Origin of the sequence: Compostibacter hankyongensis, assembly GCF_039541075.1 — a bacterium.
GTDB lineage: Bacteria > Bacteroidota > Bacteroidia > Chitinophagales > Chitinophagaceae > Compostibacter > Compostibacter hankyongensis.
Genome location: NZ_BAABFN010000020.1, coordinates 97202 through 109496 on the forward strand (window position 1 = coordinate 97202; position 12295 = coordinate 109496).

The 12295-nt window shown below is 54.9% G+C and carries 15 protein-coding genes, 1 tRNA gene and 1 pseudogene; 14 read left to right on the forward strand and 3 right to left on the reverse strand.

Annotation, left to right across the window (positions count from 1 at the left end):
• Positions 1-251: 251 nt before the first annotated feature.
• Together nusA and ABD851_RS15155 are read right to left on the reverse strand one after the other, a co-directional pair.
• On the reverse strand, positions 252-1511 hold the full coding sequence (nusA, locus tag ABD851_RS15150; protein ID WP_344980787.1) for a transcription termination factor NusA: 1260 nt from the start codon (positions 1509-1511) through the stop codon (positions 252-254).
• A gap of 12 nt (positions 1512-1523) precedes the next feature.
• Positions 1524-1997: an LSm family protein gene (locus ABD851_RS15155; RefSeq protein WP_344980790.1), complete on the reverse strand. Its 474-nt coding sequence runs from the start codon at positions 1995-1997 to the stop codon at positions 1524-1526.
• Positions 1998-2218: 221 nt separating this feature from the next.
• Here ABD851_RS15155 and ABD851_RS15160 point away from each other — a divergent pair, with 221 nt between their 5' ends.
• The 6 genes from ABD851_RS15160 (at position 2219) to ABD851_RS15185 (ending at position 4972) form a co-directional block, all read left to right on the forward strand.
• Positions 2219-2467: a GlsB/YeaQ/YmgE family stress response membrane protein gene (locus ABD851_RS15160; RefSeq protein ID WP_344980792.1), complete on the forward strand. Its 249-nt coding sequence runs from the start codon at positions 2219-2221 to the stop codon at positions 2465-2467.
• Positions 2468-2491: 24 nt separating this feature from the next.
• On the forward strand, positions 2492-2863 hold the full coding sequence (locus ABD851_RS15165) for a DUF2752 domain-containing protein (protein WP_344980795.1): 372 nt from the start codon (positions 2492-2494) through the stop codon (positions 2861-2863).
• A complete protein-coding gene (locus ABD851_RS15170; protein ID WP_344980797.1) occupies positions 2842-3204 on the forward strand; it encodes a TM2 domain-containing protein in 363 nt (120 codons plus the stop codon). The genes ABD851_RS15165 and ABD851_RS15170 overlap by 22 nt, the downstream gene beginning before the upstream one ends.
• Before the next feature lie 169 nt (positions 3205-3373).
• On the forward strand, positions 3374-3634 hold the full coding sequence (locus tag ABD851_RS15175) for a hypothetical protein (protein ID WP_344980800.1): 261 nt from the start codon (positions 3374-3376) through the stop codon (positions 3632-3634).
• Positions 3635-3709: 75 nt separating this feature from the next.
• Positions 3710-3783, forward strand: a tRNA-Ile gene (locus ABD851_RS15180).
• Between the two features lie 58 nt (positions 3784-3841).
• Positions 3842-4972, forward strand: coding sequence for an alpha/beta hydrolase fold domain-containing protein (locus ABD851_RS15185; protein ID WP_344980802.1), 1131 nt, complete (start codon positions 3842-3844; stop codon positions 4970-4972).
• 18 nt (positions 4973-4990) lie between these two features.
• Here ABD851_RS15185 and ABD851_RS15190 read toward each other — a convergent pair whose 3' ends face one another.
• Positions 4991-5473: a hypothetical protein gene (locus ABD851_RS15190; protein WP_344980805.1), complete on the reverse strand. Its 483-nt coding sequence runs from the start codon at positions 5471-5473 to the stop codon at positions 4991-4993.
• Positions 5474-5619: 146 nt separating this feature from the next.
• Between ABD851_RS15190 and ABD851_RS18065 the strand changes: the two are divergent.
• The 8 genes and pseudogenes from ABD851_RS18065 to ABD851_RS15230 form a co-directional block, all read left to right on the forward strand.
• A pseudogene (locus ABD851_RS18065) lies at positions 5620-5907 on the forward strand (acyltransferase); the annotation flags it as partial.
• 46 nt (positions 5908-5953) lie between these two features.
• The gene (locus ABD851_RS15200; protein WP_344980809.1) at positions 5954-6109 is read left to right on the forward strand and encodes a hypothetical protein; all 156 of its coding nucleotides are present in this window, start codon (positions 5954-5956) and stop codon (positions 6107-6109) included.
• A 104-nt stretch (positions 6110-6213) separates the two neighbouring features.
• On the forward strand, positions 6214-6912 hold the full coding sequence (locus ABD851_RS15205) for a FadR/GntR family transcriptional regulator (RefSeq protein WP_344980812.1): 699 nt from the start codon (positions 6214-6216) through the stop codon (positions 6910-6912).
• Between the two features lie 30 nt (positions 6913-6942).
• Positions 6943-7878 carry a dihydrodipicolinate synthase family protein gene (locus tag ABD851_RS15210; RefSeq protein ID WP_344980814.1) on the forward strand — a complete coding sequence of 312 codons (936 nt, stop codon included), beginning with the start codon at positions 6943-6945 and terminating at the stop codon, positions 7876-7878.
• Positions 7879-8073: 195 nt separating this feature from the next.
• Positions 8074-9252, forward strand: coding sequence for a sialidase family protein (locus ABD851_RS15215; RefSeq protein WP_344980816.1), 1179 nt, complete (start codon positions 8074-8076; stop codon positions 9250-9252).
• A gap of 29 nt (positions 9253-9281) precedes the next feature.
• Entirely contained in the window at positions 9282-10958 is a 1677-nt protein-coding gene (locus ABD851_RS15220; protein WP_344980818.1) for a sialidase family protein, read from the forward strand.
• Between the two features lie 20 nt (positions 10959-10978).
• Positions 10979-11908, forward strand: a complete 930-nt coding sequence (locus ABD851_RS15225) for a DUF6772 family protein (protein WP_344980821.1) — start codon at positions 10979-10981, stop codon at positions 11906-11908.
• A gap of 8 nt (positions 11909-11916) precedes the next feature.
• Entirely contained in the window at positions 11917-12252 is a 336-nt protein-coding gene (locus tag ABD851_RS15230) for a hypothetical protein (RefSeq protein ID WP_344980824.1), read from the forward strand.
• The last annotated feature ends 43 nt before the right edge of the window (positions 12253-12295 follow it).

Genomic DNA, 12295 nt, shown 5'->3' on the forward strand with positions numbered 1-12295 from the left:
CGTCCGGTTAATATTCATTTTTTTAGCGGTTGGACCCGCTTGCCATAGCTTTGCGGCGGGCAGGCGACCCCTTGCATATTAACATTTATTCACAGCCATGTCCGTTTTTCGATGGCGTTCATGCCAGCGGATTTCCCTCTGGGATAAGCATTATCATGCCCGGCTCAGCTGTTAATATATTGTTTTTTCAGCATCGGACGACCCCCGCCGGCGAACCGGAACACATTTTACCGTTCACAAGACAGCCGGCCTCAGGCTTCCGCTGCGTCTTCGTTGAATTCTTCCTGGAGGATACGCCGTACCTCCCGGATGGTTTCCTCTTCGAGGTCCGAGCGGCGTACCAGCTCTTCCGCGCTCAGCTCCAGCACGCTGCGGGCGGTATCGCATCCGATGCGTTTGAGCTCGTCGATGATCCATTCTTCGATTTCATCGCTGAACTCATCCAGGTCCACATCGTATTCGGTTTCGATCATTTCCTCATCGCGGTAAACATCTATTTCGTAGCCGGTCAGCTCGCAGGCCAGCTTGATGTTGACGCCCTTTTTACCGATGGCCAGGGACACCTGGTCGGGTTTGAGGTACACCGCGGCATACAGATTCTCGTTGTCCACGTCCATATGCGAAATGCGGGCCGGGGTGAGCGAGCGCTGGATCAGCAGCTGTATGTTGTTGGTAAAGTTAATGATGTCAATGTTCTCGTTGCGCAGCTCCCTTACAATGCCGTGGATGCGGCTTCCTTTCATGCCGACGCAGGCGCCTACCGGGTCGATGCGGTCGTCGTACGATTCCACGGCCACCTTGGCGCGCTCTCCGGGTTCGCGTACGATCTTCCGGATCACGATCAGGCCGTCGAATATCTCCGGTACTTCTATTTCGAGCAGCTTGGCCAGGAAGCTCGGATGGGTACGGGACAGGATGATCTGCGGGGTATTGTTCCGCATTTCCACTTTTTTAACCACCGCCCGTACGTGCTCTCCTTTTTTGAAATAGTCCGTCGGGATCTGCTCAAATTTAGGAAGTATCAGCTCATTGCCCTCGTCGTCCAGCAGCAGGATTTCTTTTTTCCATACCTGGTATACTTCTCCGGAGATGATCTCCCCGACGCGATCCCCGTATTTTTTCAGCAGGATGTTTTTCTTGAGGTCTCCGATGCGGGCGCTCAGCGTCTGCTTGGCGGCCAGGATGGCGCGGCGGCCGAAATCCTGGATGTTCACCTCTTCATAGAGCTCTTCGCCAACCTGGTAATCCGGTTCTATTTTTATGGCTTCGGAATAAGGCACCTCGGTATTGGGATTCTCCACGGCTCCGTCGTCTACGATCATGCGCCGGCGGATGATCTCAAGGTCGCCCTTTTCCGTATTTACGATCACGTCGAAATTGTCGTCTTCCCCGTACTTTTTCCGCAGAAGCGTCTTGAAGACGTCTTCCAGTACCTTCATAAGGGTAGGGCGGTCGATGTTTTCCGCCTCCTTGAACTCGGTGAACGACTCGATCAGATTAATGCTTGCCATGTTTGGTATTTTTTAAAACACGATACATACTTTGGTATATTTAATAGTGTGAAAAGGTATTTCCCGTTGTTCGATGGTCAGCTGCTTGCCTTTTCCCCGGCTTACCTCGAGCACGATGCCCGGTTCCCGCACTTCCAGCAGCTTGCCCCGGAGGGTCTGTCCGTCTGCCAGCAGCACTTCCACCTGTCTGCCGATGTTGTTGCGGTATTGCCGTTCCAGCTTCAGCGGCGCCTCCAGGCCGGGAGAGGATACTTCCAGCGAAAAATCCCCTTCGGGGAAGAGGTCGGCGGCTTCCAGCCGCTTGTAAAGACTGCGGTTCAGCGTGGTCAGCTGCTGCAGGGAAATGCCCCCGTCAGCCTCCACGAATACCTTCAGATTATTCGTCGGCTTTATTTTTATATCTACCAGAAAATACTCCGGCAGGGAAGCCAGCAGGTCCTCTACCTCCTTGTTGACGGCGGCCAGGATAGCATCTTTATTATCCATATGTGTAAAAAAGAAGGGGACACCAGCTTGTCCCCTTCAAATGAATCAAAATCCATTACAAAGGTAAGACATTTATTTATTTCCAACACATAAAAACAAATTCCGGATTACGGGAAATTTTGTTAACTTCCGGTTAAATTACCGGCGTCGAATCGTAGCTGACAGGGTTTATTTCAGGTTTTCCGACACACACGAACCGTTCACCATTAAAACCTATAGTCATGAACTTAATCTGGACGCTTATCATCGGCGGTATTGCCGGCTGGCTGGCCGGTCAGGTCATGCGCGGCCGCGGCTTCGGCGTAATTGTCGACATCATCGTGGGGATCGTCGGAGGCTGGCTGGGCGGCTGGATCTTCGGCAAGCTGGGCATCGGCACGGGCACGAGCCTGGTCGGGGAGCTGATCACTGCGTTTGTCGGCGCCATCATCCTGCTGTTTATCGTGCGCCTGTTCAAACGGGGGGACTGAGCGCGGAAGCCGGGCAGTCCGGCCATGCAAGGGGCGTTGCCGGCATTGTCTTATCTTTATCCCGTGAAGCTGTTCCGGAAAATCGACCTTGAGCTGCTGGCCTGGACCGCAGGGCTGATCTGCCTGGCTTGCTGCAACCCGGGCCGGGGTGATTTTACACTCTGTCCCCTGGCTAACCTCGGCTTTACACACTGCCCGGGATGCGGGCTGGGCCATGCCATTGCCTACCTGCTGCACGGACAGTGGCAGGCTTCCTGGGAAAGCCATCCGCTGGGCGCGCCGGCCCTGCTGCTGATCCTGCATCGCATTGCCGTGCTGACGCCCCGGCAGCTTCACAGATTCCGCGCGTCTTCCTTTTTAAAACAACCTGATCCATGGACACAAACGCCCTGCTGATGCTTCCGGGCATCGAAAACGAAGAGCTGCTCTTCCTGCAAAACCTCCTGCGGGAGCTCAGCGACGAACAGCAGCGACACTTTCTGATGCTGTACCAGGGTCGCCGGAAAGACCCCCAGACCATCCTGATCTGCACCCTGCTCGGCTTCTTCGGCGTGGCCGGCATACAGCGGTTTATCCTGAATCAGGCGGGCATGGGTATACTCTACCTGTTTACTTACGGCATCTGTCTTGTCGGAACGATCATCGATCTGGTCAACTACCGCAAGATGACCTGGGAGTTCAACCAGCGGGCCGCCGTCGAAGCCGCCGGGATGACCCGCGCGCTGGTGAACCGCTGAGAAAGGCGGCGGTCCGGCATCCGGAATACCGGTGGGTTTCCTCATTCCCGGCGCACCGGGAACTGCCTGGGGACGGGTGAAAAGGGTTGCCGTTGCCCGTTAATAAAAGCCTAAAAGTCGCGGAAGAAGCCGGGGTTTATAAAAATAAGGGGGTATCTTTGTCTATACCATGAAGCTGCTGGAATTAGCCCTCGAGATACTTTTTTTCTATCTGTTGTATAAACTGATCTTTGAGTTTATCATCCCCGTTTACCGGTCTACCAAGCGGGTGCGCAATCATATGCAGGAGATGCAGCAGCGGATGGAAGACCAGCTCCGGCGGCAGCGCCAGCAGGATGCCGCAGCTCAGCAGCCCGCTCCGCCCCAGGTGGACGGCGAATACATCGACTTTGAGGAGGTAAAGGGCGGCGCCGAAAAACAAGGCGTATAGCCGGTAAGAAAATTCGCCGGCATTGGTCCGGAATCCTTACATTTGCAATCCTTTTTGAATCCGTGAAGCGGATTCGGGCCTATAGCTCAGCTGGTTAGAGCACCTGACTCATAATCAGGTGGTCCCTGGTTCAAGCCCAGGTGGGCCCACAGAGTACAGACAAAGGTTTCAGCCGGTTTAGCTGAAACCTTTTTTAATGCCCGTATTATGATCCGGCTGATTGTCCTTGTTGTCCTTTTTCTGATCTCATTGCTGACCGTTGTAAGACCGCCGGCCTATTTTCTCTGGATGGCCACCGTAGTGGTAGACGGTTTTCCCTGGGTATTTGCAGGCGTCGCTGCCCTGGTGGTCGCGGCCGGCATCCGGACAGGAAAATACAGACTCGCGGGTACGCTTACGGGAATCGTTGCTGTTTTACTGTTTATGTCGCCCGTGCTGCAGGCATGGCGCGTTGCCGTGCAGGTCGACCGCCGGTTTAACGCAGCCTGGGGACTTCCTGTGAACAGCGGCGGCGACATCCGGCCGCGGCCTTTTGTTTTTCAAAGGATGTTTTCGGGTGTCAGAAAAGTGCCGTATCGCAGCTTTACTTACCGCCGCTATCCCGGTATTTCCCTGACGCTTGATTTCTATCCGTCGTCATTAAAGGGCGTCCGACCTTGTATAATAGTGGTGCATGGCGGCTCATGGAGCAGCGGTGACAGCCGTGAGCTGCCGGAGATCAACAGCGTGCTCGCCGGGGCGGGCTATCAGGTGGCGTCGATCAATTACAGGCTGGCGCCCGGATACCAAAGTCCGCTACAGGTAAATGATGTGCAGTGTGCTTTTAACTATCTGAAAGCGCATCGGGTGGAGCTTGGCATTGATACTTCCCGGTTCGTTTTGCTGGGGCGCTCTGCCGGAGGGCAGATTGCCCTGCAGGCGGCTTATACTTTGGCGGAGCCCGGCCTGCGGGGCGTCGTCGGCTTTTATGCCCCTGCCGATATGGTCTGGGGCTATTCGGTGCCTGCAAACCCCTGGATCATGGATTCCCGTAAGGTTATGCGTGACTATCTGGGAGGGAGCTACGAACAGTTTCCGCGGCACTATGAAAACAGCTCTCCCCTGCTGGCGGCATCCCCCCGGTCGGTGCCTACCTTGCTGATCCATGGGAAGAAGGATGTGCTTGTCGCCTATGAACACAGCATACGGCTCAGCAAGAAACTGGCCGGGGATAATGTGAAGTGCTTCCTGCTGACCCTTCCCTGGGCTACCCATGGATTTGACTATAACATCCGCGGTCCGGGCGGTCAGATCGCTACGTATACCGTTAAACGTTTTTTGCGTCAGGTGACCCGGTAGTATATAAAATATCCGCTTTCAATAATCCCAGAACTGGAAATATTTCTTCTTCCTGTTGTAAGCACTCTTCAGTTCGCAATCCTTTACCCAGTTTAGACTATCCGGAAAGGGGAGACCAAACATGAAAAATGAATTTGGCGTGACCAGCAGCACACTTTGGGTGGGATCTTTACTGGAATACAACACTGAGAAATCCCTGTTTAGAAATCTCCATGATTCTCCCGGGTATAGCTCTTCATACTTCTTCCCTTTATAAATCTTTCCGCTGTCATGGAAAGAATACTCTAAGTACACATGTCCTCGCATGTACCGGTTGCCATACGCTCTGCCTGGAGCGGAAATACATTTGTCGATATGCGCAACCCCATAAACGCCGTTCTGTTTTATCTGATTAAAAAACGATCTGAATTGAAAAAAACGATACCCGAACCATGATGCAAAAAGAAGTATACCTGTCAGTAGGAAGACTTTATCAATAATAATCCAGTTCGTTTTTCGCATAGACTATGTTGATCAAAATCAGGTATTGTGTAATAAAGATATATACTATTTCAATGAAGAAGGATATTGAAACGGATTAAGCAACGCCATTTATGCTTAGAACTCTGAGAATCCTTGTTTATCTTACGGCCTGCAATCTTCGAACCATGCAAAGAACACACCTTGCCTGGGTAGATGTGCTGCGGATCACCGCCTGCTGCCTGGTCATCTTCTCTCACTCCTGCGATCCTTTCGTAGGGCAGTTCGATAATAACCATGCCGAATTCCTGACCGGCGCTTTTATCGGAAGCCTGGTGCGTCCCTGCGTGCCGCTGTTCGTGATGATCTCCGGCGTGCTGCTGCTGCCGGTGAATATGGATATGGGTTCCTTTTACCGCCGCCGGGCCCGGCGGCTGCTGACCCCGTTCATCCCGGGTCCATGTATCGCCCCCGCTGACCAGGGCCGCTGCGCTCACCTACGGTGTGTATCTTTGTCACTTTGTGTTTGTACAGGTAGGATACGATCTTATCTATCCCAACATTCCGCTGCCGGCGGTTTTCAAGATCATCCTGATCGCGGCGTTCACGTTCGCCGTTGCCCTGGGTATCGTCTGGCTGCTGAGCCTGAACCGGGTAACGCGGAAAGTGGTCATGTAAGTAAAAACGAGGGTACATAAAGAGCGCAATAGAATATGATTTTTTGTCCTACATAATATGAGAAAAAGTACGATCTTTGATTTTTCTTATAAACCGTATTTTACATGCCGAGCACCGAATTGAGCAAAGACATCCAACGGGTGGAAACGAGCTCTATGGCTGATGTAGTGGAAACCAAGCTCAGAGAATATCTTAAGAAAAAAGCCCTCAAACCGGGCAGTCCGCTCCCCAAGGAACTGGAGCTGGCCGAAGCGCTGGGAGTGAGCAGAAATGTCGTCCGTGAAGCGCTGAGCCGTTTGCGGATGCTGGGCATGATCGAAACGCGCAAGAAGCGCGGCATGATCCTGGCCGAGCCCGATGTGTTGAAAGCCTTTGAACGGGTGCTCGATCCTTTGATCCTGGATAAGCAGACCTTGCAGGATCTTTTTGAGCTCCGGCTGGTGCTGGAGATGGGACTGGCAGATATTCTGTATCGCCGTATGACGGAAGAAGATCTGAAAGAACTGGAAAGCATTGTGGATAAAGAGACGGGCAAGGTACGAACGCCCTTTAAGGTAAAAAATGAGATCGCTTTTCACGGTAAGCTTTATCAGATGACCGGAAATACTACCTTTCTTCGTTTCCAGAGCATGCTCCTGCCCATCTTCGAATATGTGGTCGACCTGCGGAAAAAAGATGGTATTTTATCCGGGAAGGTAACCCACCGCGATCTGCTGGAGATACTGAAAACCGGAACGCCCGAGGATTTCCGGCAAGGGATGAAGGAACACCTGAAACCGCATTTTGAACGGCTGAACCGATAGGGCGCCGTATTTACGTTAAAGCCATACCGGATGAACCCTTTAAAAGCCGGTGATATCCGGGGGAACTGGGCTACCTTGCTCGTTCCTGTGAACGAAGACGAATCCATTGATTTTTCCAGACTGGCCGATGAGATAGATCTCATCCTGTCCATGCGTGTAGACGGAATCTATTCCAACGGCACCGCGGGGGAGTTCTATAACCAGACCGAAGATGAATTTGACCGGATCAGCCTCCTGCTGGCGGAGAAATGCGGGGCTGCCGGCATACCTTTTCAGATCGGGTGCAGCCATATGAGTCCCGTGCTTTCCCTCGAAAGGATAAAAAGGACGGTGGGCCTGAAACCCGGCGCCATCCAGGTGGCGCTTCCCGACTGGTATCCGCCGGCATCCGACGAGATCATCCGTTTCCTGGAGGTGACCGGCGCAGCCGCGGCCCCCGTAGGCCTGGTGCTGTATAATCCGCCCCATGCCAAAAAACGGCTTACCCCGCTTGATTTTGCTGTCATTTCCGCGGCCGGCGTACCCGTGGTGGGCTGTAAGGTAGCGGGGGGAGATGCAGAGTGGTTCGCCGCGATGAAGCGGGCCGTCCCGGACCTGTCCCTTTTTGTTCCGGGACATACCCTGGCTACCGGCCTGCGTCTCGGCGCGCATGGCGCCTACTCCAACGTGGCCTGCCTGCACCCCGGCGCCGCCCAGCGCTGGTACCGGACCATGCTGACCGATCCGGCCTCCGCATCGGAGCTGGAGAGCAGGATACGGCAGTTCTTCCGGGATCATATCACGCCTTATATTACCGAGCGGCATTATTCCAACCAGGCGGTGGACAAGCTGCTTGCCGCCATCGGCGGGTGGTCGGAAGTGGAAACCCGGCTCCGGTGGCCCTATCGCTCCGTTGATCCCGGCGACGTCCTCCCGCTGCGCAAGACCTGCCGGGAGATCCTTCCCGAATTCTTTCCGCAGCCGTAAAGCGCGGCAAGGAAATCATTTCCCGACTCCCTCCCGGACAAAGCAGTCGATAAGAAAATATCTTTCCTGATGTCCCCTCCGCGTAGGGTATTCGATGGCATGGAATTTTTCCGGTAAAAAATTTTTTGAAAAATATTTGGAAATAAAGATACGACCGGTTACATTTGTTGTTATGTAGAACATATATACATTTATATGCCGTATCTGAATCTGATATCCTTCTGTTGCAGCTGCCTGCTTTCCGCTTTTTCCGGTCTTTTGCCGGGGCCGGCGGCCGGGCCTGCCGTGATGAGCCTGCCGCAAACGCAGGGCGACACCCTGAGCACCATCGATCTTTCGGCAGATACGGCAAGACAGGTGATCGTGGCCCGCGGGACGGCGACGGTATACCAGGGACAGCCCACTACCGTACTGCTGCCGGACGGAAAGACCCTTTATGCGGTATGGACCTACGGGCACGGCGGGGTCTGCGGACCCATGAAGCGCAGCACGGACGGAGGAAGAACCTGGTCGCCCCTGCTGAACGTTCCCGAAAACTGGAAGACCGTAAGCAATTGTCCGGCCATCTACCGCCTGCCGGACCCTAAAGGCCGCTACCGGCTGTTTGTATTTGCCGGTCAGGGGCCGGACGGAAGCATGTACCGCGCGTATTCGGAAGACGAAGGGAAGACCTGGTCGCCGATGCAAAGCGCCGGTCTGCAGCCAAGCGTGATGCCCTTCTGTACCATCCGGCCCGTCGACGGCGGAAAGCGGCTGCTGGCGATGACCAACCTCCGGCGCCCGGGTGAAAAAAAGGAAGCCAAATCCAACGTAGTGGCCCAGAGCATTTCGGATGACGGCGGCTTTACCTGGAGCAAATGGCGGATCGTCCTGGACCTGCCGGGTCTTAAGCCCTGCGAGCCTACGCTCGTGCGCTCTCCTTCGGGAAAACAGCTGCTTTGCCTGATACGGGAAAATGATAAGCACGTTTCGCTGTATATGACCAGCGATGACGAGGGTCGCACCTGGTCCGCCGCCCGGCCTCTGCCGGCGGGACTGTGGGGCGACCGGCACCAGGCCGCTTATGCGCCGGACGGACGCCTGGTGGTCGTATTCCGCGATACGGGAACAGGCAGCCCCACCCACAAACACTTTGTAGCCTGGGTAGGCGCCTATGACGATATTATAAAAGGAAGACCGGGGCAGTACCGGCTGAAGCTGCTGCATAACTACAGGAGCTGGGCCGACTGCGGATATTCCGGTCTGGAGGTCCTTCCGGACGGCACCTTTGTCACCACTACCTATATTAAATACCGCCCGGGTCCGGAAAAAAATTCGATCATAAGCGTGCGGTTCAATCTGAAGGAAACAGACCGCCTGTATCAACATCAGTAATCTCACTTTTTATTTTTTATCACTCCATCATGATGAAGAATTATCTTGTCGCATTGCTGTTCATGGTAGCTTGCTGCTCCTGTGATAAAATACTTCCGGAGCTGCTCGGAAGGCTTCCGCACCACGGGAATGAGGATGCGGACACCGTAGAAACGAACCTCGCCCGTACCGCTACGCTCAGCACCGTGCATCCCGCTCTTTTTAATACCCGTTTTGTGAAAAATGCGGCCGACGGAGACGGGGGTACAGATGCCGACAGCGCCTGGGCGCCCAACCTTGCGCCCGTCAATGCCGGCAGTCCTGCCCTCATGGCCCTGAGCTGGAACAGGATGGTGTCGGTGGATAGCATTGTGATCAAGTGGTACAAGAACTGGTACTTCACACAATATACCTTCGCTACCTGGACGGATCCGCAGCCCCTGAAGCTGGCCGCCCCGCCGCCGCCCTTTCCGCATACGGATGTTTATACCGGCGGGGAAGACGGATACTTTGCTTACCGCATCCCCGCGCTGCTGGTCTCCGGACAGGGTACCGTGCTGGCCTTCTGCGAGGCCCGGAAAGACGATGCGGGCGATAACGGCAACATCGATCTCGTCCTGAAGCGCAGCTTTGACGACGGTGTTACCTGGCAGCCACAGCAGCTGCTTTACGGTGACGGGGACAATGCTACGATCGGGAACCCGGTTCCGGTCCTGGACCGGAATACCGGCGATATCTTTATCATCTTCTGCCGGAATGCCCAGCAGGTGTTTTATATGAAAAGCACCGACGACGGCGTCACCTTTTCCGCCCCCGTGGACATCACGGCAAGCGTGACCGCCCTGTGCAGTAACGCGGGCTTCAACTGGAACAGGGTGCTGACGGGTCCGGGACATGGCCTGCAGACGGCTTCAGGGCGGCTGATCATACCGCTCAAGCCTTCCGGTCCGCTGCAGGATGGCGCCACCCGGCGGGTGGGGGTGATCTATAGCGACGATCACGGCGTCACCTGGAAGCCCGGCGGCATAGTGCCCCCATCGATCGGCGAGATGAGCGAGAGCACCGCATTTGAGACCGCCGACAGCACGCTGGTGCTGAACATGCGCTGGCATGACGGTCTTTACCGGGCGGTGAGCAAAAGCGCCGACGGCGGTCTTTCCTGGAGCGATCCGGTGGCCGATACCGCCCTGCCCGACCCGGTCAATCAAGGCAGCATCATCCGTTATTCCGGGAACCCTTCAGACCGGCGCGTCTTGTTTTCCAACCTGAATCACCAGGTAACGGGAACGGCTAATCGTAACCGGCTTACGGTAAAGCTGAGCAACGACGACGGAGCGTCCTGGACCAAGTCGCGACTGATCGTACCCGGTCCTTCGGGATATTCTGATCTTGCCGTGACCCACAGCGGAAAATGCCTGGTCTTCTTTGAACGGGGAACGGAGATCTATTCTGAAAAGCTTACGCTGGCCCGTATCGATATGAACGAATTCAACCAGGCTGATCCGCCGGAGGGAACAGACCGGTATGATGTTAAGCTGGCGAAAGAATACCCTTCGGATCCCGCCTGGCACGAGCAGCTCCGGGTTACCGGCAACACGCAGACCGGCAGCCGTACCCATGTATTTTCCAGTCCACTGCATACGAAAAGCCTGCTGCTGTATGTGGACGGGGTACACCAGACGGGAAGCATGGTTTATCTCCAGGAGATAGAGGTATGGGGGAAATAATGACAAAACCTAACGCTTATATGGAACATTTGGTGGCAATGGATCAGGATTTATGCAAGTACCGTCCGCTGAGCCGTATCATCTGTCACGATGATTTTGACAAGGGCATGTGCGGGTGGATGGACCTTCATCCCAATTATGTCGGAAAGAACTTTAACACCCTCCGGTACAGCCAGGTGGATAAAACGCAATGGGGCCCCGTTATGCTCAGCTCGGCGAGCTTCCGGCTGGCGGGTACCCACGGCTCGATGAATGGCACCTATTCCCTGAAGCTGTCTACGCGCCCTATCGCAAACGGCTATACGGAAGCGCCGGCCCCGGGGAGCCTTTCCCATGGGATCAAAAGGCTGACCACGCATCTTCCGGAAGGACGGAGGCAGTTTGAAATGTGGTATGCCTATACACCCGAGCAGGACCGGGAAGGGCTGAGCGAGGAATCCGTGCGGGCTTTCGGGGTCTTTTTTGACATACAGGATGAAGCGCACCGGTATTTTATCGGGGCACGTTACCTGAACGCTGTGAACGGTAAGGCGGTAAAAAGATGGCAGGTCTTCCGGGCGGCAGATGTGACCGACCTGGAGTGGGCCTATGGGGTGGAGAACGACTGGTGTAAACGCGGTATAGACGCCATGTGGTACGGCAGAAGACGGCCGGACGGTTCCACAGACGGGTTCGAGTGGGTGCCGGGCGGGAGCCAGGAGCTGTGCTATAACGAAAGCGATGACAAGATCAACTGGAACTACCTGCGGCTCCTGATCGATACCAAAACAAGGACCTATGTGGAGCTGCAGTCGGGTAATACCGTATTCGATCTGCGGGGTATGGCGCCTACGCTCACCGCTCCCTATGCCAAGATAAAGGGGCTTTTCAATCCGGGCATCTGGGTTGAGAACGACCAGAACAGGCGCGTTTTCTTTTATGTGGATTCTGTTGTAATCTCCGGAGAGTAAGTTTTTATATGAGACATTTTTATGCATCGGCAGTAGAGCGCCGTATCGTGATCACAGATGAGCTGGCCTCGCATCCTATGGAAGCAGGCTGGGCCGCTGAAGCTATCTTTTTTCTCATCGTCGAGGAAGTCAACGGAGAAAACACCCGGCTCCAGGCCAGGGTAGAGATCTCCGCAGACGGGATCAACTGGATCCCCGAGGGCACGGTTTTTCCCCCGATCGATGCTCCCGGCCATTACTTCGCCAGGGTAAGCCACTTCGGCAACTGGTTGCGGGTAAGCGGAGAAGTAAGCGGAGCGGAGTCTTCCGTCAGGCTCTCGGTCCATCTCCATCTTAAGGAATAGCCATCGTCTGTGCCGCAGGGGATAGATGGTGCAGCGGATCAGA